Genomic DNA, 23,892 nt, shown 5'->3' on the forward strand with positions numbered 1-23,892 from the left:
TACCCCTGCTTCCGAAAATGCATTTTGCATCAATCTGCGTTGTCGTGCATCAATATAAATTCATGCGAAAAATGATTAGCCGAAGCTTAATGGCTTGGTGAAGCGTAGCGAGCGCGTCCGTGTGTGGCCGAGGAGCGGAGTCGTACGCGAGTACGTCGAGCACCGCAGGCCGCATACGGGCGCGCGCAGTAGCTTCAACAAGTCATTAATGGGCTTGGTCCCAGTTTTTGCCTGTTCCTACTTCGGCGATCAACGGCACCTTGAGCTCCGCAACATTTTTCATCAGTTCCGGCAGTTTTTCACGCACCAGCGCCAGCTCCGCATCGGGTACTTCCATGACCAGTTCATCGTGCACCTGCATGATCAGTTTGGATTGCAAACCATCCTGCTCGATCCAGCCCTGCACGGCAATCATCGCCAGCTTGATCAGATCGGCGGCGGTGCCCTGCATCGGCGCATTGATCGCTGCGCGTTCGGCGCCCTGCCGGCGCGGGCCGTTGGGCGAGTTGATCTCGGGCAGCCACAGGCGGCGGCCGAACACGGTTTCGACATAGCCCTGCGACTTGGCTTCGAGGCGCGTGTCGTCCATGTATTGCTTCACGCTGGAGAAACGCTGGAAATACTTGTCGATGTACATCGCCGCAGCAGCGCGCTCGATGCCCAGATTGCCGGCCAGTCCGAAAGCGCTCATGCCGTAGATCAGGCCGAAGTTGATGACCTTGGCGTAGCGACGCTGTTCGCTGGTGACGTCGCCGAGGCCAACGCCGAAGATTTCGGAAGCGGTGGCGCGGTGAATGTCTTCGCCGTCGGCGAAGGCCTTGAGCATGTTGGCGTCTCCCGAGATGTGCGCCATGATGCGCAACTCGATCTGCGAATAGTCTGCGGAGACGATGGTGCTGCCCGGTGGCGCGATAAAGGCTTCGCGGATGCGGCGGCCTTCTGCAGTGCGGATCGGGATGTTTTGCAGGTTGGGATCGTTGGACGCCAACCGTCCGGTGACCGCCACGGCTTGCGCATAATTGGTGTGCACGCGACCGGTGGTCGGATCGACCATCTTGGGCAGCTTGTCGGTGTAGGTCGACTTCAGTTTCGACAAACCGCGATAGTCGAGCAGGATCTTCGGCAGCGGATAATCCTTGGCCAGTTTTGCCAGCACTTCTTCGTCGGTGGACGGCGTGCCGGACGGCGTCTTTTTCACCACCGGCAATTGCAGTTTCTCGAACAGAATTTCACCAAGCTGCTTGGGTGAATTCAGGTTGAACGGCTGGCCGGCGAGTTCGTACGCCTGCTGCTCGATCTCGAGCATGCGCTTGCCGAGCTCATTCGATTGCGTGGCGAGGATGGCGGCGTCGACCAGCACACCGTTGCGTTCGATCTTTTGCAGCACGACCGAGGTCGGCACCTCGATCTTTTCGTAGATGTAGCGCAGCTTGGCGTCGTTCTCGACCTGCGGCCACATGGCCTGGTGCAGCGCCCGCGTGACGTCGGCGTCTTCCGCCGCGTATTCGGTGGCGCGTCCGATTTCTACCTGGTCAAAGCAGATCTGCGAAGCGCCCTTGCCGCAGACGTCGGTGTAGCTGATCGTGGTGCGGTTCAGATGGCGCAGCGCCAGGCTGTCCATGTCATGCGTGCGGTGCGACTCGAACACATAGGATTCCAGCAGCGTGTCATGCACGATGCCGCGCAGCTGGATGCCCTGGTTGGCGAAGATGTGGCTGTCGTATTTGAGGTTCTGTCCGAGCTTGGGCTTGCTGTCGTCTTCCAGCCAGGGCTTGAGCTTGGCCAGCACCAGTTCGCGCGGCAGTTGCGCCGGCATGTCCTGGTAGTTGTGTGCGACCGGAATATAGGCCGCACGTCCCGCCTCGCAGCACAGCGAAATGCCGACCAGTTGCGCCTGCATGGGAACCAGCGAGGTAGTTTCCGTGTCCACTGCCGTGAGCTTGGCAGAATTGATGGTGGCGATCCAGGCATCGAGTTGCGCTTCGGTCAGGACGGTTTCGTATTCCTTGACGATCGTTGCGCTGGCATCGAACAGGCCGACTTGCGCGGGGCCGCCGGCGGCATCGGCTGAACCGGTTGCGGGAGGCGCCGCTGTCGATCTGGACGCAGCATCGGCGCCGGAGGCTGGAGCTGAAGCAGCATCCAGTTCGCGCAACCAGGTGCGGAAATTGTAGCGGGTGAAAAGTTCACGCAGCACGTCGTTGTCGTTCGGTTGCACTGTCAACGAATCGAGGATTGTGCCCATGTGCGCCGACAGGTCGCAGTCGGTCTTGATGGTCACCAGCACGCGCGCCTGTGGCAGCCACGGCAAGGCCTTGCGCAAGTTCTCGCCGACCACGCCGGTGATCTTGTCGGCGTTGGCGATGACACCGTCGAGCGAGTCGTATTGGGTGAGCCATTTGACGGCGGTTTTGGGGCCGCACTTTTCGACGCCGGGCACGTTGTCGACAGTGTCGCCGATCAGGCTGAGGTAGTCGACGATGCGCTCCGGCGGCACGCCGAATTTGCCGATGACGCCGGCGCGGTCCATGGTTTCGTTGCTCATGGTGTTGACCAGCGTGACGTGGTCGTTGACCAATTGCGCCATGTCCTTGTCGCCGGTGGAGACGATGGTCTTGAGTCCTTCTTCGGCGGCGCGCAAGCCCAGCGTGCCGATGACGTCGTCGGCTTCGATGCCTTCGACCATCAGGATGGGCCAGCCCAACGCGCGCACGGCAGCGTGGATCGGCTCGATTTGCAACGCCAGGTCCTCAGGCATCGATTTGCGTGTAGCCTTGTACTCGGCGTACAAGTCATCGCGGAATGTCTTGCCCTTGGCGTCGAATACACAAGCGATGTAACTTGCTGGATAATCATTACGCAGTCGGCGCAGCATATTGATGATGCCGTACAACGCACCGGTCGGCGCGCCTTCCGCGTTACGCATGTCGGGCAGAGCATGGAATGCACGATAGAGGTAACTGGAACCATCAACTAACAACAAGGTTTTTTGCATATGGAACTTAGAGGAAAAAATGTCCCGCGACTGCGGGAAGTGGATGACATCGAGCGCGCCACCGCCAAGAAGGCACGCGAGTCATGGCATGTACTCACGATTATGGCAGAATTTATCGAGTCCACCGAGCGCCTGTCAGAGCTGCGCCCGGCGGTTTCCATCTTCGGTTCCGCCCGCACAAAACCGGACGATCCGCATTATGCCCTGTGCGTTGACATCGCCCGGCGCCTGTCCGACGCCGGCTTTGCCGTGATCTCGGGCGGCGGCCCGGGCATCATGGAAGCGGCCAACAAGGGCGCCTTCGACGGCGCCTCGCCGTCGGTCGGACTCAACATCGAGCTGCCGCATGAACAGCACGGCAACGGCTGGCAAGACATCTCGCTGTCGTTCCGCCATTTCTTCGCGCGCAAGGTCGCCTTCGTCAAGTACGCCGATGCCTACGTGGTGCTGCCGGGCGGTTTCGGCACGCTTGATGAGCTGACCGAAGCGCTGACCCTGATGCAGACCGGCAAGTCGCGCCTGATGCCGGTGATCCTGGTCGGCAGCAAATTCTGGGCGGGCCTGATGGAATGGATCCGCACGCGCCTGGTTGATGACGGCATGATTTCCGCCAAGGACCTCGACCTGTTGCAAGTGATCGACGATCCGGCCGAAGTGGTGGTGGCGGTGCAGAAGTTCTACGATGCGCGCCAAAAGAAACCGGCCGATCCGGAAGACACCGAACGCCAGACCGGCATGTATCTGTAATTCAATCGCCTCACCAAAAACGCCGATCCGCAACAAGTTTGCCGGTCGGCGTTTTTTATGAATGACATGCAGTAATTTTTCTATAACTCCACAACAATCGTCGCATAATCAACGCGACGCCGAACAAATTTCCTCCGTGTCCGTCGAAACCTGTTCCGTGCAAGCGCTCGCTGCCCGTTGCTCTTCTCTTCTTCGACCGGACCCAATATGATCATCAACTACTGGCTGTGCTGGCTGCTTGCATTCGCTGCGATGCAGGCGAGTCCGATTGCCTCTGCCCAATCGACGGGCGCGAGCGCCGGCGCGTTGTCGCCGGCCGTGGCGAAGGTCGCTGACGCTGCCGCCGCCGGCGACGCCGAATCCCAATACACGCTGGCGCAGATGTACCACAGCGGCAGCGGCGTGCCGAAGGATCCTGCGGCGGCGGCGCTGTGGCTGCAAAAGGCCGCGAACCAGGGTCATGCCAACGCCCAGTACAGCCTCGGCACCAGTTATCTGCTGGGCGACGGCGTGCCGAAAAGCACGGCGTCGGCAATCGAGTGGCTCAACAAATCGGCGCAACAGGGCAACTCGCTGGCCCAGGCCAATCTCGGCGCGATCTACCTGAACGGTGACGGTGTTGCGCAGAATTTTCGCGTGGCCTTGTCCTGGTTTGAAAAAGCCGCCGCCCAAGGCCTGCCACTGGCGCAATACAGCCTCGGCAAGATGCATCAGAACGGCTACGGCGTGCGCACCGACGAGACGATAGCGGCGCAGTGGTATGCCCGCGCCGCTGCGCAGGACTATGCGCCGGCGCGGCAAGCGTTGGCGGAACTGAAACGGCCGGTGTCGCCTACTTCGCGCACGCCGACTGCCGTCACGGCTGGCCCGGCTGCAACGCCCCCGGCAGCGGCGTCACCGGAACAAGCCGCGGTACTCGCCACTGTTCGCGACTGGGCTGCGGTGTGGGGCCGCAAGGACGTCGATGCCTATCTGGCTTACTACGCCGACGACTTCCGCCCCCCAAATGGCGAGCGCCACAGCGATTGGGCAGCGCAGCGACGCACGCGCATTGATGCCAGCAAGCGTATCGCCGTCGACATCGTCGCGCCCGGCGTGACGGTGAGCGGCGACGTCGCCACCGTCAGGTTCACCCAGAAATACACGTCAGACCGACTCGCCGAGACCAGCGAGAAGACACTGGTGCTGGCGCGTCGCGGCGACGCCTGGAAAATCGTCCAGGAAACTGTGCGCAAAGCCGCGTCAGCCGGTAAATAGCGGCTGACAACCGTAACCGGGACAAGACGCGCGATAAAACAGTTGAGCTTCGACAACATGCCCCCATCTATATAGCGGAGCACATTCGCGAGGATGCGGGCTCCGACTGATTCGTTTGTTACAATGACCACCTACTGTCAACCTGTCCAGATTGCGAGTTCCCCATGATTACCAGAAGCCGGTCCGTTGTGTCCGCCATGTCGCTTTGCTTCTCCCTGCTGATGCTGTCTTCCCTGGCGCACGCCCAGGCGGTATCGGACAAGCCGGCCCCGCCGCCGCCTGAGCTGCAAACTCTGGAAGAAGGCGAACCGCCTGCCGTGACCATCAAGAAGCCGGGCGAAGAGCAAGGCAGCGGCAACAGCATCACCGAGCGCCGCGACCACGGCCAGACCAAGGAAGTCAAAGTCAAATCGGGCCCGAGCACGTATTACGTGAAGCCGACGCAGCAACTTGGCGGCTCCACGCCGGGCGATGTTCAAAGCGGCCCGCCAAGCGGCGCCCAATGGCAGATCAAGGAATTCGACTGGGGCGGCAAGAAGAAAGCCAAAGAAGGCGAAGCCGGCGACGCCAGCAAGTAATTCATCCTCTCCGGACGGCATCCCGTCCGGATTTTCCATCGTTCTCCATCATTCCCGCACATGGCAGTTTTTACTCCGGTCAGCCTGGACGACCTCTCAGGCTGGATCACCCAGTTTTCTCTCGGCAAAGCGCTGGCCGTCAAAGGCATTTCTTCCGGCATCGAGAACAGCAATTTCTTCATCACGACCGAAAGCGGCGAGTACGTCCTGACGCTGTTTGAAAAACTGAGTTTCGAGCAACTGCCGTTTTATCTGGAACTGATGCGCCATCTGGCCCAGCGCGACGTGCTGGTGCCGGCGCCGATCCCCAACAAGAGCGGCAGCATCATCAATGCCCTCAACGGCAAGCCGGCGTCGATCGTCACCAAGCTGGAAGGCGCCTACCAGCCGAAGCCGGAGCCGGTGCATTGCGCCGAAGTCGGCGCCATGCTGGCAAAAATGCATCTGGCGGCGCAGGACTTTGGCATCCGCCAGCCGAATCTGCGCGGCTTGACGTGGCGACGCGAAACCGCGCCGGTGGTACTGCCTTACCTGAACGCCGAAACGCAACAGGTGCTGCGCGCCGAAATGCAATTCCAGGAAGGCTTCGCCGCCTCCGATATCTACGCACAGTTGCCCAACGGTCCGGTGCACGCCGACCTGTTCCGCGACAACGCCATGTTCGTCGGCACGCGCCTGACCGGTTTCTTCGATTTCTATTTTGCCGGCTGTGACACTTGGCTGTTCGACCTGGCCGTCACCGTCAACGACTGGTGCATCGACCTGGCCAGCGGTGTGCTCGACGTTGCGCGCGTGCAAGCCATGCTGGATGCCTACCACGCCGTGCGCCCGTTCAAAGCGGTCGAACAACAGGCCTGGGCCGCCATGCTGCGCGCCGCCGCCCTGCGTTTCTGGCTGTCGCGCCTGTATGATTTCCACCTCCCGCGCGCCGCCGAAATGCTGACGCCGCACGATCCCACGCACTTCGAACGTATCCTGCGAGAGCGCGTGAACGGCGCCATCCCGCCGCTGCCCGGACCGAATGATTGATATGGAAAAACTGCCCGCAAAAACCGGCTGGCTCTGGGTCAAGGAAGGCCTGGCGCTGTTCCGCAAGCAACCTGCTGAAGTGTCGACGCTGTTCCTGAGCTACATGTTCCTGATGCTGGCGCTGGGCATCCTGCCCGTCATCGGCCAGTTGCTGCCGCTGATCCTGGTGCCGGTGTTCGCGATGTCGTTCATGCAAGCCTGCCGCCAGATCGAGGAAGGCAAACGCGTCTATCCGAGCCTGCTGCTGGTCGGCTTCCGTTCGCCTGCGCTGCGTACGCTGCTGGCGCTGGGCGTGCTGTATCTGCTGGCAGCCTTCGCGGCGGTCGGCGTGTCGACGCTGGTCGACGGCGGCGCCTTCTGGAAAGCCATGACCGGCCCCGGCCTGGACCCCAAGGACATTGAAGGCAGCAACCTGCGCCTGGCCATGATCGTGGCTGCGCTGGTGTATATCCCGGCGGCGATGGCGTTCTGGTTCGCAGCGCCTCTGGTCGCCTGGCACAAGATGTCGCTGGGCAAGGCGCTGTTCTACAGCTTCTTCGCGGTGCGCCGCGCCGCCAAGGCGTTCACGGTCTACGGCCTGGCCTGGCTGGTGATCGGCGTGCTGCTGCCGGCCACCATCAGCACGATCGTCGCTTTACTATTTAACAACATGACGGTGATCGTGTTTATTTTGCTGCCATTGTCGATAATATTGACCGTGGTCATGTATTGCTCTTTTTACCCGACTTACACTGCGGTCTTTGGCAAGCCTCCGCGCGACGAAGCACCCGCTCCAGAGAGCGGCGACAGCGCAAGGTAAATGCTTGCCGAAAAGGCAAGTATAACTACCACCACAACGCAGCTGTCACGGGGAAAAAGATGCGCATGAACCTGCCGGTCACCAATGCCGAGTATGAATTACAAGACGGCAAATCGATCGTCTCCAAAACCGATCTGAAGGGCAACATCACCTACGTCAATCCCTACTTCATCGAAGTCAGCGGATTCCACGAAGAAGAATTGATGGGCGCGCCGCAAAACATCGTGCGCCATCCCGACATGCCGGCCGAAGCCTTCGCCGACATGTGGAAAACGGTCAAGAAGGGCATCCCCTGGACCGGCCTGGTCAAGAATCGCCGCAAATGCGGCGATCACTACTGGGTGCTCGCCAACATCACCCCGGTGCGCGAAAAAGGCCAGGTCATCGGCTACATGTCGGTACGCACCAAGCCGTCGCGCCAGGAAGTCGCCGGCGCCGAAAAACTCTACGCTGACATGCGCAAGGGCAAGGCCAAAGGCATCGCCATCGAGCAGGGCAACGTCGTCAGGACCGGCCTCAAGGGCTGGGTCGGCAAGTTCGGCAAGATCCAGCTCAACACCCGCATCAACCTGTCCATGATCACGTTGCTGGGCCTGCAGCTGGTAGCGGCGAGCGTGAGTTTCGTCACCGACCACAGCGTGCTCAACACCGGCATCTGCATCGCCACCATGCTGATCACGCTGTATATCTGGTACGCGCTGCACAGCGCGCTGGTGCGCCCGATCCAGGCGGCGTTGCTGGCCACTTACGCGATCACCGGCGGCGACTTGTCGAACCGCGCCGAATCCGACCGCCACGACGAGATCGGTCGCTTGTTGCGCGCCCTGCGCCAGATGAACATCAACCTGACCGCGATCATCGGCGACGTGCGCTCCAATGTCGAATCGATCAACGGCGCCACACGCGAGATCGCCAGCGGCAACATGGACTTGTCGCATCGCACCGAGGCGCAAGCCTCCAACCTCGAAGAGACCGCGTCGAGCATGGAACAACTGGCCGTCACCGTACGCCAGAACGCCGACAGCGCGCTGCAAGCCAATCAGTTGGCGGCCTCAGCTTCGGCGATTGCGGTCAAGGGCGGCGACGTGGTCGCCAAGACCGGCAGCACCATGAGCGAGATCAGCGCCTCGTCGAAGAAGATCGTCGACATCATCAGCCTGATCGACAGCATCGCCTTCCAGACCAACATTCTGGCGCTGAATGCCGCCGTCGAAGCCGCACGCGCCGGCGAGCAAGGCCGCGGCTTCGCCGTGGTCGCCTCCGAAGTGCGCAGCCTGGCCCAGCGCTCGGCCGGCGCAGCGAAGGAAATCAAGACGCTGATCGAAGACTCGGTGGAAAAGGTCGACATCGGCAACCGCCTGGTCGATGACGCGCGCAGCACCATGACCGAGATCGTCGAATCGGTCAAGCGCGTGACCGGCATCATGACCGAAATCACCGTCGCCACGCAGCAGCAAAGCGCCGGCATCATGCAGGTGCACCAGGCTGTCACCGACATGGATGAAAGCACGCAGCAGAACGCTGCGCTGGTGGAACAGGCCGCCGCCGCAGCGGGCAGCCTGGAAGAACAGACCGGCCGCTTGCTGCAGGCCATCTCGGTGTTCAAGTTCCAGCACCAATAAACCTTCCGGCAGCATGAAGCCGCGATAAAAGGAAAAGGCAGTCGGAGTGTTCTCCGCCTGCCTTTTTTCATGCTCGTCTCAGCCGCGTCAATACTTGATGTAGCGGCCCTGCTGCATCAGACGCGTGGTGATGGTCTGCGACGTCTTCAACGCGGCTTCCACGCTGCTGCGGCCCGTCAGCGCACGCGCGATAGCCTGACCGGTGAAGGTGCCGATGCTGGTGAATTCGGGGATCGTCACCAGCTGGATGCCTACGTAAGGCACTGGTTTGAGGGTGGGGCTGTCGGGGTCGGCGCTTTGGATGGCATCAAGGACGAAGTCCGCATACGGCGAGGCTCTCTGGTAGCCGGCCGACGCATAGGTCGATTTGCGCGTGCCCGGCGGCGCCAGTCCCCAGCCGTCCCGTTCAGCAACCAGCTGGATGTATTCTTTCGAGGTCGCCCACACGGCGAATTTTTTTGCTGCCTCCTTCGATTTCGACGAATGAGGCACCGCCAGCGCCCACGCCCACAACCACTGCGCACCTTTCGCCGTGGTCGCGGTCGGCGCCGCCACGAAGGCGGTCTTGTCGAACACCCTGGAATTCTTGCCGTGGAAGAGTGTTCCCGCCGCGACGGTGGCGTCGATCCACATGGCGCATTTGCCCGCGGCGAACAGCGCCAGGTTTTCGTTGAAACCGTTCTGGACCGCGTCGGCGGGGCCGTATTTGCGCAGCAAGTCGACATACAGGCCGACCGCCTGCGCCCATTCCGGCGTATTGAGCTGAGGCTGCCATTGTTCGTCGAACCAGCGACCGCCATACGCATTGACCATGGTGCCGATCAGCGCCATGTTTTCACCCCAGCCGGGACGCCCGCGCAGGCAGATGCCGGCAACACCGCCCGCGGGATCATGCAGCTGGGCGGCGAACGTGGCGATTTCTTCCCAGCTCGGCCGGGTCGGCATGACCAGCTTCTTTTGTGCGAACAGATCCTTGCGGTAATAGGTCATCGAGCTTTCCGCATAGAACGGCAGCGCGTACAACTTGCCCTTGCTGCTCAGGCCGTCGCGCACCGGCTTGAGCAAGTCGTCCACGTCATAGCCGGCGGGCAGGTCGTCCATCGGCACCAGCCACTCCTGCTCCGCCCACAGCGGCGTCGACATCAGGCCGATGGTCATCAGGTCGAATTGTCCGCCGCTGGTCGTGATATCGGTCGTCACGCGCTCGCGCAGCACGCCTTCGTCCATGATGTTCCAGTTGAGTCTGATATCGGGATTGGCTTTTTCGAACACCGTGGACAGCCGTTGCAGCTCCAGCATGTCGGGGTTGTTGGTGGTGGCGATGTTGACGACGGTCACCACGTCGGCGCCGGCCAAGCCCGGCCAGAGCAGGCCGCTGAGGATGGCGAGCAGGGACAGCCGGCGCGTGAACGCGCCGCGACGTGCGTAAGGTTTCATGCGAATCCCCCCGGGCGTTGGAATAGGTTCCGGCCTGTTCAGGGGATCATCAGACAAGCCCTGCGGCAAGTCAAGCGAGTGTCTTTTTAATGAAAAAACCGCGCATGATTTGCCGCAACGCAAGGAACGCGTGAGACTCAGGCAGAGCCCGACGGCAATGCTTCCCACGGCTGGTAAATATCACGATAGCGCTGCAAGCGCGGTTGCAGCCGTGCGTGGCGCGCCGGCCGCGGCTCGTAGCAATCCTGTTGCGGCGGCTTGCGGCACACCACTTCTTCGCTGCCGCCGTCGGCCAGCCAGGCCAGTCGGGCAGCGCCCAGGGCGCCGCCGGCCTCGCTGCCTACGTGGGTGACGATGCGCACGTCGAGCGCGTCGCTGAGCAACTGCGCCCAGTAAGCGCTGCGTGCGCCGCCGCCGACCAGCGACAATTGCCGCACATCGGTGCCGGCTGCACGCAAGGCGTCGAGGCCGTCGACCATGCCGAAGCTCACGCCCTCCAGCACCGCATACGCGAGCGCAGCGCGCTGGTGTTCGTGCGAGAGGCCGTGGAATACGCCGAGCGCGTAAGGATCGTTGTGCGGGGTGCGCTCTCCGGACAGATAGGGCAGGAACAGCGGCGCATTGGCCAGGGCTTCGTCATCGAGCGCAGCGACTTCCTGCAGCAAGGTTTTCTCATCGACGCTGCACAGGCGGCAGAACCAGCGCAGGCAGCTTGCCGCCGACAACATCACGCTCATCTGGTGCCAGCGCTGCGGCAAGGTATGGCAAAACGCATGGATGGCGCGCGCCGGATTGGGACGGAATTTATCGTTGACCACGAACAGCACGCCCGACGTGCCCAGCGACAGGAAGCCATCGCCCGGCTTCACGGCGCCGATGCCGACCGCACTCGCAGCCCCGTCGCCGGCGCCGCCCGCCACCACCACGTCATCGGCCAGCCCCCAGGCCCGCGCTACTTCCGGCAACAGCAAGCCGGCGGCGGCGCTGCCGTCGGCCAGCTCCGGCATTTGTGCGCGACGCATGCCGCCTGCGGCCAGCAAGGCGTCCGACCAGTCGCGCCGGGCCACGTCGAGCCAGAGCGTGCCGGCAGCGTCGGAAGGATCGGAAATCTTGCGCCCGGTCATCTGCAGCCGCAGCCAGTCCTTGGGCAGCAGCACGCAGGCGACCTGCTCGAAAAGTTGCGGCTCGTGACGCGCCACCCACAGCAATTTTGGCGCGGTGAATCCCGGCATCGCCAGATTGCCCGCGACCTGGTGCAGGTCGCCGGATTCACTCCAGCGCCGCGTCAACTCGGCGCATTCATCCGTGCTGCGCGAATCGCTCCACAGGATGGCCGGACGCAGCACGCGCTCCCGCGCATCCAGCAGGACCGCGCCGTGCATCTGCCCGGACAGGCCGATCGCGCGGATGCCGGCGAAACGTTCCGCTCCCAATTGTTCGCGCAGACCGGCGACGGTGTCGCAGGCTGCCCGCCACCAGTGCTGCGGATCCTGCTCCGACCAGCGCGGGTGCGGACGCGACACCGTCAGCGGCGAACCGGCCAGCGCCAGCAGTTTTCCTTCGGCGTCGATGACAACCGCTTTGACTTCCGACGTACCAAGGTCAATCCCCAGATACATGGTGCTCCTTGTTATTGATTGTTGTCCGTCTCAAGCGGGCATTTTAGTCGACGTTGCGAGCCAGGCGTTCACGCTGACGATCCCTTCGCGCAACAGCCGCTCAAGCTGGATGCTCCCGGCAAGTTCGCCCCACAGCAGCGGATCGTTGCAATAGGCGCGTACCGGGTCGGGACTTTCCAGCATCAGCCTGACCGCCGCCGGATCGAACACGCCGTCCTGGTATTCATACGCCAGCTCGCCGCGCCGCCAGCGCTGCAGGAAGGCGAAAAACAACGCCGCCACCTGTGCCGTAGCGCGCGGCTGATGGCCACGCCCCAGGCTGTCGGAGATGGTCGGGCGAATGAAGCCGGGGATCTTCGAGAAGCCGTCCGCCGCCACCCGCTGGTTGGTGTCCTGGATGGCGGGATTGGCAAAACGCGCCAAGGTCGTGTCGCGATACGCTTCGAGGTCCAGCGGACTCGGCGTCAGGCACGGGATGACGTCTTGCGTGATGTAGTCGTAAGCCATCCGGCGAATGTCTTCGTGTACCGTGCCTTCGTGGATGTAGTCGAGGCCGATCATGGTGCCGGCCCAGGCGATGCAGCTGTGGCTGGCGTTGAGGATGCGGATCTTGGCTTCTTCGTAGGGCAGCACGGACGCCACCATTTCGACGCCGACCTTTTCCAGCGCCGGACGGCCGGCCTTGAAATCATCCTCGATCACCCATTGGATGAAAGACTCGGCCATCAGCGCACACGGATCGTCGACGCCGGTCGCTTCCTTCACGCGCTGCCGCACGGCCTCGGTTGGACGCGGCGTGATGCGATCCACCATGGAGCTGGGGCTGGCGACATTGGCGCGCACCCACTCCAGCAGCTGGTGATGACCGCGCAAGGTCAGGAATTGCTGCAGACCGCCGAAGAAGCGTTCTCCGTTGTGGCGCAGGTTGTCGCAGTTGAGCAGCGTCACGCCGCCGGCGTTGCCGTCCTGGCGCGCTTGCAGGATCGCCGTCACGGCGCCGTAGATGGTGCGGCGGTCGCCGCCGACGTCGGCCGCCAGATCAGGATTGTGTACGTCCAGCAGATGTTGGTGGTCGAGGTAATAGCCGCCCTCGGTCACGGTAAACGAGATCACGCGCGTGCGCGGCTCGGCCCCCGTCTTCACGAGGCTTTTCAGCTGCGCATCCCAGGGCACGATGTCGCGGATGGCGCGGATCGTCTCATACGCACGCTGTCCCTGTGGCGTCACCGTTTCCAGCGTGTAGCGGCCTTCGCTTTGCTCCAGCTCTTTCAGCAATGGCGCCATGTCGGCGCGGATATTGCCCAGCGCCAGTTGCCAGCGACGATCGTCGTCATTGCCGCGCTCGCGCAGACGATGCAGATAGACCGCCTGGTGGGCGCGGTGAAACGATCCGGCGCCGATATGCAGCCAGACCAGGTCATTTTTTGAATCACGGTTCGTCATGTTGTCCTCTCTGTCCTTGCTTGCTTCTCAATGCACCGCCATCGCCGGATCGCGCAGCAGGCGCTTCACGGCGCTGCCGTCCTCACGGAACAGATGGCAGCGATGCGCTTCGGCGCCGACGCCGATAACGCTGCCGGAAGCAAGCTGCAGGCTGTCCGCGACGCGCAGGATCAACGGTTCGTCGGAAGCATCGGTGGCGGCGTACAGGTAAGAGAAATCACCGAGCAACTCCAGCGCCGTATAGCGCGCCTGCAGCATCGGCTGTCCGGTCACGATGACAAGATGCTCGGGACGAATGCCCAGCGTCACCTTGTCGCCGACCTTGAGCGTGCCGGCCTCGACCGCCGCCAGCTGGCGTCCGCCGCCCGGCACGTCAACCAGCACGCCTTCGGGGCCGATCTCGGCGATCACGCCGTCGATGAAATTCATCTTGGGCGAACCGATGAAACCTGCCACGAAACGATTGGCCGGATGGTGGTACAGCTGCTGCGGCGTGCCGACCTGTTCGATGCGCCCGGCCGACAGCACGACTATCTTGTCGGCCAGCGTCATGGCTTCGATCTGGTCGTGCGTGACATAGATCATGGTGGTCTTGAGATCGTCATGCAGCTTGGAAAACTCCAGCCGCATCTTCACGCGCAGCGCGGCGTCGAGATTCGACAGCGGCTCGTCGAACAGGAACACGCTGGGCTGGCGGGTGATCGCGCGGCCGATGGCGACACGCTGGCGCTGGCCGCCGGACAAGGCGCGCGGCTTGCGGTCGAGCAGATGATCAATGTGCAGGATTTTGGCGGCATGCTGCACGGCGCTGTCGATTTCGGCCTTGGACTTGCCGGCGATCTTGAGGCCGAAGGCCATGTTGTCGTACAGCGTCATGTGCGGATACAACGCATACGACTGGAACACCATGGCGATGCCGCGCTTGGCGGCCGGCACGTCATTCATGCGGCGCTCGCCGATGTTGAGCTCGCCGGCGCTGATGTCCTCGAGGCCGGCGATCATGCGCAGCAGCGTCGATTTGCCACAGCCGGAGGGACCGACGAAGACGACGAACTCGCCGTCGTCAATGTCGAGATTGATGTCGCGCATCACTTCGTTGTCGTCGTAGCGCTTGGCGAGGTTGCGGATGGTGACGGCTGCCATGATGATCTCCTTGTTTCGTGGTTTTCTTGCTTATGCAGCGCGTCCGGCCAACAAGGCCGCGATCAGCGCAGGCAATTCCTGCATGTCTTCAAATACCAGTTCGGCGCCGGCGTCGAGCAGCTTCCGGCGCATGCCGTGGCGGTCATGCGCCACGCCGGTGAAGCCGAGCACATGCATGCCCGCGCTGCTGGCGGCGCGCACGCCGGTCACGCTGTCGTCGACTGCGACGCAGTGCTGCGGGGCCACGCCATAGCCGGCAGCGGCGGCGAGATAGACATGCGGCGCCGGCTTGGGCCGACCGACGTCGTGCGCGCTGTGGATGTGACCGTCGAACAGGGCGAGCAGGCCGCAACGCTGCAAACCCCTGACGATGCGATCGGTGCTGCTGTTGCTGGCGACCGCCTTGGGCAAATCGATTTTCTGCAAGGCCTCGGCGATGCCCGGTACCAGCTGGACCTCGTCGCCGCAGGCGATGCCGACGGCGATGTTGATGTCGGCGTATTGCGCGGCGTTCAGGCCGAAGCCGAACTCGACGTCGAGCTCATCCAGCAGCAATTCCGTGAACATGCCGAGGCGGGAGGCAATCGCGTGATGCAGCTTGTCGCCGTCGGCGGGATTCTTCAGCAGCAGCGACAGGTGTTCATGCAGCACGCGCAACGCAATGCTCTCGCTGTCTAGCAGCACGCCGTCGCAGTCGCAGACCAGGTGGGTGATTTCCGGCTTCATGTTTCCTTTCATTTACTTCACGGCGCCAAAGGTCAGGCCGCGCACCAGTTGCTTTTGCGCGAGCCAGCCGAGCGCCATGATCGGCGCGATCGCCAGTAGCGAGGCGGCTGACAGCTTGGCCCAGAACAGGCCTTCCGGATTCGAGTAGGAGGCGATGAATACCGTCAGCGGCGCGGCGTCGACGCTGGTCAGGTTGAGGCTCCAGAACGCCTCGTTCCACGACAGGATGATCAGCAGCAGCGCGGTCGACGCCAGTCCCGGCATGGCGGTCGGCAGCAGCAGGTAGATCATCTCCTGCCAGGCGTTGGCGCCGTCGATGCGCGCCGCCTCGAGGATTTCCTTCGGCACGTCGTTGAAATAGGTGAACGCCATCCACACCGCGATCGGCAGGTTGATCAGCGTATAGATCAGCGTCAGGCCGGTGACGGAATCGAGCATGCCGCTGTTCTTGGCCAGCAGGTAGATCGGCACCAGCACGCCCACCGCCGGCATCATCTTGGTCGACAGCATCCACAGCAACAATTTCTGCGTACGGCCGGTCGGGAAGAAGGCCATCGAATACGCCGCCGGCACCGCGATCAGCAGCGACAGCAGGGTCGAACCCAGCGAGACAATCATGGAATTCTTGACGAAGGCCAGGTAATTGCTGCGCTCGAAGACTTCACGGAAGGTGTCCAGCGTCGGCATGAAAATCAGGCTCGGCATGTAGGCCTGGTGCTCCGTCTTGAAGGCCGTGACGGCGACCCAGAAGATCGGGAAGAACAGGATGACGGCGCAGGTCCATGCCAGCAGCCCCACCCAGAGCGGACTCTTTTTTTGGTCGTTCATTTTTCGTTCGCTCCTTTAAGGTTCTTCGCCAGCATGCGCACCAGGAAGAACGACACGATGTTGGCCAGCACCACGGCGAAGATGCCGCCCGCCGACGCGATGCCGATGTCGAATTGCTGCAAGCCGATCGAGTACACCAGGTAAGTCAGGTTGGTGGTCTCGGTGCCTGGGCCGCCGGCGGTGGTGGTGAAGATTTCAGCAAATACCGACAGCAGGAAAATGGTTTCGATCATGATCACCACGGTGATCGCCCGCTTCAGATGCGGCAGCACGATGTAGAAGAAGATGCGGATCGGTCCGGCGCCGTCCAGCTGGGCGGCTTCCTTCTGATCGCCGTCGAGCGATTGCAGCGCCGTCAACAGGATCAGGAAGGCAAACGGGATCCATTGCCACGACACGATGATGATCACTGACAGCATCGGATATTCGGCGAGCCAGTCGATCGGCTCCATGCCGAGGTGGCGCATGACGAAGGCCAGCATGCCGTAGACCGGATGCATGATCATGTTTTTCCAGATCAGCGCAGCCACGGTCGGCATCACGAAGAACGGTCCGATCACCAGCAGCCGTGCGATGCCGCGGCCGCGGAAGGGCTGGTCAAAGAGTACCGCCAGCAAGGTGCCGCCGATCACGCTGATGCCGAGCACGGAACCGATCAGCAAGGCGGTGTTGGCGATCGAAGGCCAGAAGGCGGGATCTTCCAGCAGGAATTGGTAGTTTTCCAATCCGACGAAACCGGTCTGGTCCGGCGACATCAGGTTGTAGCGATTGAAGGAGAAGTACACCGTCATCGCCAGCGGCACAATCATCCACAGGAACAGCAAGGCCACGGCCGGCGTCTGCAGCAGGCGGATCGGCAGGAAACGCTCGCCGCCCGTGCGCTTGCCGCGGCGGGATTTCGGTGTGGATGAAGAAGCGTTGGCTTCGGAAGGCATGGGAGAAGTATTCGATATCGACGACATGGCGGCCTCGAGGCAATCAGGTTCGGGCCGGCGTCGTGAAGGACGGTCCGGCGGAAATCGCTTAAACAGTTTCATGCGCCGCCCGGCGTCAAGCCGGGCCGGCGCATAGCGGCACGATTGGCATTACTTGATATAACGCCCCTGCTTCATCATGCGCACAGTTTGCGCCTGCGCCGTCTTCAGCGCAGCATCGGCAGTGCCCTTGCCTGCCAGCGCACCGGCAATCGCCTGGCCGGTGATGGTGCCGATGGACTGGAACTCCGGAATCGTCGCGAACTGGATGCCGGTGTAGGGCACCGGCTTGACGGTCGGATTGTTGGCATCGGCCTTCTGGATTGCATCGAGGACGAAGTCGGAGAACGGCGAAGCCTTCTTGTACTCGGCGGAAGCGTAAGTCGAGGTGCGCGTACCCGGTGGCACCAATGCCCAGCCGCTATCCTTGGCGACCAGCTTGATGTAGTCCTTGGAAGTCGCCCAGGCGGCGAATTTCTTCGCGGCGTCCTGCGACTTGGACGACTTCGGCACGGCCAGCGACCAGATCCACAACCAATGCGAGCCCTTGTCGGTGGTCGCCATCGGCGCCGGCGCGAACGCGACCTTGTCGGACACCTTGGAATCCTTGCCGTGGTACAGCATGCCGGCGGCGACGGTGGCGTCCACCCACATGCCGCACTTGCCGCCCGAGAACAGCACCAGGTTTTCATTGAAGCCGTTGGAGCTGGCGCCCGGCGGACCGGACTTGCGCATCAGGTCGACGTAGAAATTGACGGCCTGCTTCCATTCCGGCGTATCGAGTTGCGGTTGCCATTTTTCATCGAACCAACGGCCACCATAAGCATTGACCATGGTGCCGACCAGCGCCATGTTTTCACCCCAGCCTGCGCGCCCGCGCAGGCAGATGCCGTAGACGCCCTTGGCCGGATCATGCAGTTGCGAGGCCAGTTTTCCGATCTCTTCCCAGGTCGGCTTTTCGGGCATCTTCAGGTTCTTTTGCGCGAACAGATCCTTGCGGTAATAGGTCATCGAGCTTTCCGCATAGAACGGCAGCGCGTACAGCTTGCCGTCGCTGGTCAGGCCTTCGCGCACGGTCTTGATCAGGTCGGCTTCGTCGTAGTCGGCGGGCAGGCCCGTCATCGGCGCCAGCCAGCCCTTCTTGGCCCAGATCGGCGCTTCATACGCGCCGATGGTCATCAGGTCGAACTGGCCGCTGTTGGTGGCGATGTCGGTGGTCAGGCGCTGGCGCAGCACGCTCTCTTCCATCGTCACCCAGCGCAGCTTGATGTCGGGATTGGCTTTTTCGAACTGCGGCGACAGCTTCTGCAGTTCGATCATGTCGGGGTTATTGATCGATGCGATGTTCAGTGTGACGGGTTCCGCGAAGGAAAAACCGGCAGTACCGAGCATGGCGATAGCGGCAGCAAGGCGTGCCAACGGACGTGCGGGGGCGCGAAGTTTCATGCTTGTCTCCATTGTGTGCGGGCTGAGGATTAGCGTTGCCGCCTTCCTCGCTTCGATGTAATTTTCTGAGCAAAAAATCTATTTGCGAGCAAATAATCAAACATTGACAAAAGATTGTCAAGCATTTGCTTTTTTATTGAGCAAATGTTCAATTTTGATAATAATGACTACCTGACCTGCCACTAAAACACGTGACCAAAGTCCGTACAATGCCGGATCAACCGCCGCAGTACACAAGTGATGTACAAGGGGAACGGCAGGTTCACAACAAGGAAAAACGATGTCATCCAGCTCATCCAAACTCGACTTGGCGGCGCGCGCCGCATGGATGTATTACGTCGCCGGCAACACCCAGAATGAAATCGCCGAGCGCCTTGGCATCTCGCGCCAGATGGCGCAGCGCATGGTGGCCTACGCCGGCGCGTCGAACCTGGTCAAGGTGCAGATCACCCATCCCATTTCGTCCTGCCTGGAGCTGGCGCAGGGCTTGCAGCAGCGTTACGGCCTTGAGGTCTGCCGGGTGGTGCCCAGCAATGCCGACGGCGCCGAGGATGATGCCCAAGGCGTCCAGCAGATGCTGGCCGTGGCCGGCGCCGAATTGATGGAGCAATACCTGCGGCAGGAAGAGCCCTTGATCGTCAACGTCGGCTCGGGCCGCACGCTCAAGGCCGCGATTGAAAAGATAAGCGACATGGAGCGGCCGCAGCATCAGATCGTCTCGATGATCGGCGCCTTCGCATCCGACGGTTCCGCCAACCGCTACGACGTCGCCCTGCTCGCCGCCGAAAAAATGCAAAGCCGCTTTTACCTCTTGCCGGCGCCGCGCGTGGCGGAGAACGAAGCCGACCGCAAGCAATGGTGCAATCATCGGGCCTACCAGATCGTCACCGGTCTGGCGCAACGCGCCGACGTCACCTTTCTCGGCGTCGGCACGATCGCGCTGCAGGGTGCGATGCACGAAGACGGCTTCATCGACGACGACGAAGTGGCGCAACTGCAAAAGCAGGGCGCGGTCGGCGAACTGATCTGCCACGCCTTCGACGCTGCCGGCAAAATGCTGCGTTCGCCGCTGGCCGCGCGCATCACCACGCCGCCGCTCAGTTCACCGCCGGACAAGCCGGTGATTGCACTGGCCGGCGGCCGCAAGAAAGCCGAAGCGGTGCGCGGCGCCTTGCGCGGTGGTTGGCTGACCGGCCTCGTCACCGACGAGTACTGCGCACAGTTTGCGTTGCGGGACTGAATTCCAGGCCCCACCAGAACAACTATTTCAGCATCAGCATTACGGAGACATTCATGCCGCATCCCATTGAATTCGTCGTTTTCGGCGAAGCCCTGACCGACTTCATCCGCCAGCCCGGCGGCGAGTGGCGCGCCCTGCCCGGCGGCGCCTGCTGGAACGTCGCACACGTCGGCGCCCGCCTTGGCGTAGCAACCGGTTATGCCGGCAGCGTCAGCAGCGACGTCTTCGGCGAAGAATTGCGCGTGCTCACGCAAGAGGCAGGACTCGACATGCGTTACCTGCAGCAGGTCGACAAATCGCCGCTGCTGGCGATGGTGACCTCGACCACGCCACCCAATTATTTCTTCGTCGGCGACGACAGCGCGGACCTGCATTTCGATCCGAGCAAGCTGCCTTCCGGATGGATGGATGAGGCGCGCGTATTGCACTTCGGCTGCATCAGCCTGACGCGCGAACCATTGGCTTCCCGCTTGCTGGCGATTGCCACGGAAGGCGCACAACGCGGCAAGCGCATCGCCTTCGATCCCAATTGGCGCAAGCTGATGGATCAGCCCGGCTATCACGTGCTGATGCGCAAGCTGCTGGCGCTGTCGCATTACGTCAAGGTGTCGGATGAAGATCTGGAGAAGTTGTTTCCCGGCGATGCGCAACCGTTGGCTACGTTGAAGGCCTTGGCGCCGCAAGCGGAGATTTTGTTCACGCGCGGGGCGGATGGTTTGTCGTGGATCAAAGGGGAAAGCGTTGTCGACCAGCCGGCTTATCGGGTTGAAGTGATCGATACCGTTGGCTGCGGCGACGCGTCGATGGGTGGGTGGATTGCGAGTATTTTGCGTCAGGCGGACGCGCCGGTGATGACGCATTTGCAGTGCGCTGCTGCTGCGGCGGCGTTGTCGGCGGCGCGGGCGGGGGCTTATGCGGCGACTTGGGATGAGGTGCAGGAGCTGGTTAATCGCTGAGCGCGATGGCTTGTTTTTGTTTTGTTCCGACCAGCGATTTTAGGTACTTCTTCTTTTCTTTCTTCGGACGACCAAGCCGGGGGCGGCCCGGCAGCCGCTCACTTTTCTTGCTTCGCCAAGAAAAGTAAGCAAAAGAAGGCGACCGCAAGTTCGCAGCCCCTTCGGGGTCCCCGGCGGCGGCAGGCGCAAATCGGGAGGGGAAACAAACTCGCTGCGCTCAGACAAGTTTCCCCTCTTTATCCGATTTGCACCTGCCGCCACCGGCTGCTCGCAAGCGGACTTCCAGACTGGCTCGCTGCGCATCGCCAAGGGACTAAGGTGAAGTGATGGTCGTCGTTCTTCGCGGCGTCCGCTAAGGGAATAAGACAATCACGATGCCGAAGGCGAGTAACCCAAGGCAATGCGAAGCGAGCCGAAAAAGAATTCCGCTTATGAGTCGCCGTTGGTGACGTGCTCAAATCGGAAAAAGAAGGGAAACTTGTCTGAGCGCAGCGAGTTTGTTTCCCTTCCCGATTTGAGTGCGGCGCCAACGGGTACCCCGCGCAGCGGGGCGGCGAATCGTTGCGTTGGAGCAGTGCTCCAACCCTTTCTTTGCTTACTTTCTTTGGCGAGACAAAGAAAGTGAGTAGCTGCCGGGCTACCCCCGGCGAAGGGTGGATCGAAGAAAGAACAGCATCAGAATTCACAGAAAGCAAGTCGGAACAACCGAGAAAAACTCACCCCACCTTATCCAACTTAGCCACACTCAAATCCAACAACTTCATCCCAAACTTCCCGAAGTTGATATGCGCCCGCGTACTTCCGCCCCCACCTTCAATGTTGACGATAACGCCCTCGCCAAACTTGGCATGCGCCACGTTCTGTCCAATCCGCCACCCCGAATCCGGCCGCGAAAAATTCTGCGCAATCTTGTTGTTGCCGGACTCCGGCGCAGCATCCCAAGCCGATTTCGGCTGAGCAAACCAGCTGTGCTGTTGCTGCTGAATCTTCGGCGACAACCACTTGATCGACTCCTCCGGCAATTCATCAAAGAAGCGTGAGCGCATGTTGTAGCGCGTCTGGCCATGCAGCATGCGCGTCTGCGAAAAGCTCATGTACAAACGCTTGCGCGCGCGCGTGATGGCGACGTACATCAGACGGCGCTCTTCTTCCACGCCGCCCTCTTCCTTGGCGCTGTTCTCATGCGGGAACAGACCTTCTTCCAGCCCGGTGATGAACACCGCGTCGAACTCCAGGCCCTTGGCGGAATGCACCGTCATCAGTTGCAAGGCATCCTGGCCGGCCTGCGCCTGGTTGTCGCCGGCTTCCAGCGATGCATGCGAAAGGAAGGCCGATAGCGGCGACATGATCGTCGTCAGCGCGGCGTCGGCGTCGATGATTTCAATACCGTCGGCGGTAGTGATGGACGTCCCGGCAACGGCTTGCGCCTGCGGCCCGAGGAAGGCCGGCGCATCGAGGCCATAACCTTCTTCCGAAACGAACAAGGTCGCCGCGCTGACCAGTTGCTCCAAATTCTCGATGCGGTCGGCGCCTTCTTTTTCATTCCGGTAATGCGTGAGCAAACCGCTGCTGTCGAGCACCACCTGCACCATCTCCTGCAAAGGCAGATTCTGCGTTTCAAAACGGGCGGCTTCGATCAGCTTGATGAATCCGTTGAGCGTCGAACCGGCTTTGCCTGCGACATACGGCACCGCTGCATACAGCGAGCAGTTGTATTGACGCGCAGCGTCCTGCAACTGTTCCAGCGCCTTGGCGCCGATGCCGCGCGTCGGGAAGTTCACCACACGCAGGAATGCCGAGTCGTTGTGCAGATTGTCCATCAACTGCAGATAAGCGATCGCATGCTTGACCTCGGCGCGCTCGAAGAAGCGCTGGCCGCCGTACACGCGATACGGAATCGCCGAGGAGAACAAGGCATGCTCCAGCACCCGCGACTGCGCATTGGAGCGATACAGCAAGGCGATCTCGCTGCGCGACCAGCCTTCGGCGATCAGGTTCTTGACCTGCTCGATGATCCATTGCGCTTCCTGCAAGTCGCTGCTGGCCTCGAACACACGCACCTGCTCGCCGTGGCCTGCGTCGGTGCGCAGATTCTTGCCGAGGCGCTTGCTGTTGTTGGCAATCAGGATATTGGCCGCGTCGAGGATGTGGCCGTGCGAGCGGTAGTTTTGCTCCAGCTTGATCAGGTTCTGCACGCGGAACTCGCGCTCGAACGACGTCATGTTGCCGACGTTGGCGCCGCGGAATGCGTAGATGCTCTGGTCATCGTCACCCACCGCAAACACTGCGCCGCTGTCGACCTGGCCTTGGCCGGACATGATCTTGAGCCATTTGTATTGCAGGTCGTTGGTATCCTGGAACTCGTCCACAAGCACATGGCGGAAGCGGCGCTGGTAATGCTCGCGCAGCGGCTGGTTGCGCGACAGCAGTTCATACGTGCGCAGCAGCAGTTCGGCAAAATCGACCACGCCTTCGCGCTGGCATTGCTGATCGTACAGGTCGTAGAGTTCGACGAACTTGCGGTTGTAGTCGTCGTGCGCCTCGACGTCCTTGGCGCGCAGGCCCTGGTCCTTGGCGCCGTTGATGAAGTACATCAGGTTGCGCGGCGGATATTTCTCGTCGTCGACGTTCATCTGCTTGAGCAGGCGCTTGATGGCCGACAACTGATCCTGCGAGTCGAGGATCTGGAAGGTCTGGGGCAACGCCGCGTCGCGGTGATGCGCGCGCAGCAGGCGGTTGCACAAGCCGTGGAAGGTGCCGATCCACATGCCGCGCGTGTTGATCGGCATCATCGCCGACAGGCGCGCGGTCATTTCCTTGGCCGCCTTGTTGGTGAAGGTCACCGCCAGGATGCCCGACGGCGACACTTGCCCGGTCTGGATCAGCCACGCGATGCGCGTGGTCAGCACGCGCGTCTTGCCCGAGCCGGCGCCGGCCAGGATCAGTGCGGATTGTGCGGGAAGGGTGACGGCGGCAAGCTGCTCGGCGTTGAGATTGTGAAGAAGATTTTGCATCCTGCGATTATACGTCCGCGCGTCATTACGAACGCGCGC

The 23,892-nt window shown here is 61.8% G+C and carries 17 protein-coding genes and 1 pseudogene; 8 read left to right on the forward strand and 10 right to left on the reverse strand.

Annotation, left to right across the window (positions count from 1 at the left end; all coding sequences use genetic code 11):
* Positions 1 to 205 precede the first annotated feature (205 nt).
* Positions 206 to 2,995 carry a DNA polymerase I gene (gene polA / locus ACIROY_RS18390; protein WP_402343100.1) on the reverse strand — a complete coding sequence of 930 codons (2,790 nt, stop codon included), beginning with the start codon at positions 2,993 to 2,995 and terminating at the stop codon, positions 206 to 208.
* Here polA and ACIROY_RS18395 point away from each other — a divergent pair, their 5' ends adjacent.
* The 6 genes from ACIROY_RS18395 to ACIROY_RS18420 all read left to right on the forward strand — a co-directional run bounded on the left by ACIROY_RS18395 (position 2,996) and on the right by ACIROY_RS18420 (position 9,027).
* A complete protein-coding gene (locus ACIROY_RS18395; protein WP_402343103.1) occupies positions 2,996 to 3,742 on the forward strand; it encodes a TIGR00730 family Rossman fold protein in 747 nt (248 codons plus the stop codon).
* A gap of 207 nt (positions 3,743 to 3,949) precedes the next feature.
* Positions 3,950 to 4,999, forward strand: a complete 1,050-nt coding sequence (locus ACIROY_RS18400) for a DUF4440 domain-containing protein (RefSeq protein WP_402275414.1) — start codon at positions 3,950 to 3,952, stop codon at positions 4,997 to 4,999.
* Between the two features lie 197 nt (positions 5,000 to 5,196).
* A complete protein-coding gene (locus ACIROY_RS18405; protein ID WP_402275416.1) occupies positions 5,197 to 5,577 on the forward strand; it encodes a hypothetical protein in 381 nt (126 codons plus the stop codon).
* 60 nt (positions 5,578 to 5,637) lie between these two features.
* Positions 5,638 to 6,606 carry a homoserine kinase gene (locus ACIROY_RS18410; RefSeq protein ID WP_402275419.1) on the forward strand — a complete coding sequence of 323 codons (969 nt, stop codon included), beginning with the start codon at positions 5,638 to 5,640 and terminating at the stop codon, positions 6,604 to 6,606.
* Between the two features lies 1 nt (position 6,607).
* A complete protein-coding gene (locus tag ACIROY_RS18415) occupies positions 6,608 to 7,405 on the forward strand; it encodes a BPSS1780 family membrane protein (RefSeq protein ID WP_402343106.1) in 798 nt (265 codons plus the stop codon).
* 59 nt (positions 7,406 to 7,464) lie between these two features.
* Positions 7,465 to 9,027, forward strand: a complete 1,563-nt coding sequence (locus ACIROY_RS18420) for a methyl-accepting chemotaxis protein (protein WP_402275423.1) — start codon at positions 7,465 to 7,467, stop codon at positions 9,025 to 9,027.
* 87 nt (positions 9,028 to 9,114) lie between these two features.
* On the opposite strand, the gene ACIROY_RS18425 is transcribed toward ACIROY_RS18420, so the two are convergent.
* The 8 genes and pseudogenes from ACIROY_RS18425 to ACIROY_RS18460 all read right to left on the reverse strand — a co-directional run bounded on the left by ACIROY_RS18425 (position 9,115) and on the right by ACIROY_RS18460 (position 18,589).
* Positions 9,115 to 10,464, reverse strand: coding sequence for an ABC transporter substrate-binding protein (locus ACIROY_RS18425; RefSeq protein ID WP_402275426.1), 1,350 nt, complete (start codon positions 10,462 to 10,464; stop codon positions 9,115 to 9,117).
* Positions 10,465 to 10,601: 137 nt separating this feature from the next.
* Positions 10,602 to 12,083, reverse strand: a complete 1,482-nt coding sequence (gene xylB / locus ACIROY_RS18430) for a xylulokinase (protein ID WP_402275428.1) — start codon at positions 12,081 to 12,083, stop codon at positions 10,602 to 10,604.
* Positions 12,084 to 12,113: 30 nt separating this feature from the next.
* A complete protein-coding gene (gene dalD, locus ACIROY_RS18435) occupies positions 12,114 to 13,526 on the reverse strand; it encodes a D-arabinitol 4-dehydrogenase (RefSeq protein WP_402343109.1) in 1,413 nt (470 codons plus the stop codon).
* A gap of 27 nt (positions 13,527 to 13,553) precedes the next feature.
* The gene (gene ugpC, locus ACIROY_RS18440; RefSeq protein WP_402275434.1) at positions 13,554 to 14,669 is read right to left on the reverse strand and encodes a sn-glycerol-3-phosphate ABC transporter ATP-binding protein UgpC; all 1,116 of its coding nucleotides are present in this window, start codon (positions 14,667 to 14,669) and stop codon (positions 13,554 to 13,556) included.
* 30 nt (positions 14,670 to 14,699) lie between these two features.
* The gene (locus ACIROY_RS18445) at positions 14,700 to 15,395 is read right to left on the reverse strand and encodes an HAD-IA family hydrolase (RefSeq protein WP_402275437.1); all 696 of its coding nucleotides are present in this window, start codon (positions 15,393 to 15,395) and stop codon (positions 14,700 to 14,702) included.
* A gap of 12 nt (positions 15,396 to 15,407) precedes the next feature.
* Positions 15,408 to 16,190: pseudogene (locus ACIROY_RS18450) on the reverse strand (carbohydrate ABC transporter permease); the annotation flags it as partial.
* Between the two features lie 29 nt (positions 16,191 to 16,219).
* Positions 16,220 to 17,185, reverse strand: coding sequence for a carbohydrate ABC transporter permease (locus ACIROY_RS18455; protein WP_402275440.1), 966 nt, complete (start codon positions 17,183 to 17,185; stop codon positions 16,220 to 16,222).
* 123 nt (positions 17,186 to 17,308) lie between these two features.
* Positions 17,309 to 18,589, reverse strand: coding sequence for an ABC transporter substrate-binding protein (locus tag ACIROY_RS18460; RefSeq protein WP_402275960.1), 1,281 nt, complete (start codon positions 18,587 to 18,589; stop codon positions 17,309 to 17,311).
* Between the two features lie 334 nt (positions 18,590 to 18,923).
* Here ACIROY_RS18460 and ACIROY_RS18465 point away from each other — a divergent pair, with 334 nt between their 5' ends.
* Both ACIROY_RS18465 and ACIROY_RS18470 read left to right on the forward strand, forming a co-directional pair.
* Positions 18,924 to 19,883: a sugar-binding transcriptional regulator gene (locus ACIROY_RS18465; RefSeq protein WP_402275443.1), complete on the forward strand. Its 960-nt coding sequence runs from the start codon at positions 18,924 to 18,926 to the stop codon at positions 19,881 to 19,883.
* 53 nt (positions 19,884 to 19,936) lie between these two features.
* On the forward strand, positions 19,937 to 20,839 hold the full coding sequence (locus ACIROY_RS18470) for a carbohydrate kinase (protein ID WP_402343112.1): 903 nt from the start codon (positions 19,937 to 19,939) through the stop codon (positions 20,837 to 20,839).
* A gap of 716 nt (positions 20,840 to 21,555) precedes the next feature.
* Here ACIROY_RS18470 and ACIROY_RS18475 read toward each other — a convergent pair.
* Positions 21,556 to 23,853 (reverse strand): UvrD-helicase domain-containing protein, encoded by a 2,298-nt coding sequence (locus tag ACIROY_RS18475; protein WP_402343115.1) that lies wholly within the window; start codon positions 23,851 to 23,853, stop codon positions 21,556 to 21,558.
* Between the last annotated feature and the right edge of the window lie 39 nt (positions 23,854 to 23,892).

The organism is Herbaspirillum sp. NPDC101396 (genome assembly GCF_044767365.1).
Classification (GTDB): Bacteria; Pseudomonadota; Gammaproteobacteria; order Burkholderiales; family Burkholderiaceae_D; genus Herbaspirillum.

What these genes read in the sequence shown, in the direction of transcription:
- ACIROY_RS18415 (WP_402343106.1), top strand. Translation starts at nt 6,608, where the DNA reads ATGGAAAAACTGCCCGCAAAAACCGGCTGGCTCTGGGTCAAGGAAGGC.
- ACIROY_RS18460 (WP_402275960.1), bottom strand. Translation starts at nt 18,589, where the DNA reads ATGCTCGGTACTGCCGGTTTTTCCTTCGCGGAACCCGTCACACTGAAC.
- ugpC (WP_402275434.1), bottom strand. Translation starts at nt 14,669, where the DNA reads ATGGCAGCCGTCACCATCCGCAACCTCGCCAAGCGCTACGACGACAAC.
- polA (WP_402343100.1), bottom strand. Translation starts at nt 2,995, where the DNA reads ATGCAAAAAACCTTGTTGTTAGTTGATGGTTCCAGTTACCTCTATCGT.
- ACIROY_RS18445 (WP_402275437.1), bottom strand. Translation starts at nt 15,395, where the DNA reads ATGAAGCCGGAAATCACCCACCTGGTCTGCGACTGCGACGGCGTGCTG.
- xylB (WP_402275428.1), bottom strand. Translation starts at nt 12,083, where the DNA reads ATGTATCTGGGGATTGACCTTGGTACGTCGGAAGTCAAAGCGGTTGTC.
- ACIROY_RS18465 (WP_402275443.1), top strand. Translation starts at nt 18,924, where the DNA reads ATGTCATCCAGCTCATCCAAACTCGACTTGGCGGCGCGCGCCGCATGG.
- ACIROY_RS18475 (WP_402343115.1), bottom strand. Translation starts at nt 23,853, where the DNA reads ATGCAAAATCTTCTTCACAATCTCAACGCCGAGCAGCTTGCCGCCGTC.
- ACIROY_RS18470 (WP_402343112.1), top strand. Translation starts at nt 19,937, where the DNA reads ATGCCGCATCCCATTGAATTCGTCGTTTTCGGCGAAGCCCTGACCGAC.
- ACIROY_RS18420 (WP_402275423.1), top strand. Translation starts at nt 7,465, where the DNA reads ATGCGCATGAACCTGCCGGTCACCAATGCCGAGTATGAATTACAAGAC.
- ACIROY_RS18455 (WP_402275440.1), bottom strand. Translation starts at nt 17,185, where the DNA reads ATGTCGTCGATATCGAATACTTCTCCCATGCCTTCCGAAGCCAACGCT.
- ACIROY_RS18425 (WP_402275426.1), bottom strand. Translation starts at nt 10,464, where the DNA reads ATGAAACCTTACGCACGTCGCGGCGCGTTCACGCGCCGGCTGTCCCTG.
- ACIROY_RS18410 (WP_402275419.1), top strand. Translation starts at nt 5,638, where the DNA reads ATGGCAGTTTTTACTCCGGTCAGCCTGGACGACCTCTCAGGCTGGATC.
- ACIROY_RS18400 (WP_402275414.1), top strand. Translation starts at nt 3,950, where the DNA reads ATGATCATCAACTACTGGCTGTGCTGGCTGCTTGCATTCGCTGCGATG.
- ACIROY_RS18395 (WP_402343103.1), top strand. Translation starts at nt 2,996, where the DNA reads ATGGAACTTAGAGGAAAAAATGTCCCGCGACTGCGGGAAGTGGATGAC.
- ACIROY_RS18405 (WP_402275416.1), top strand. Translation starts at nt 5,197, where the DNA reads ATGTCGCTTTGCTTCTCCCTGCTGATGCTGTCTTCCCTGGCGCACGCC.
- dalD (WP_402343109.1), bottom strand. Translation starts at nt 13,526, where the DNA reads ATGACGAACCGTGATTCAAAAAATGACCTGGTCTGGCTGCATATCGGC.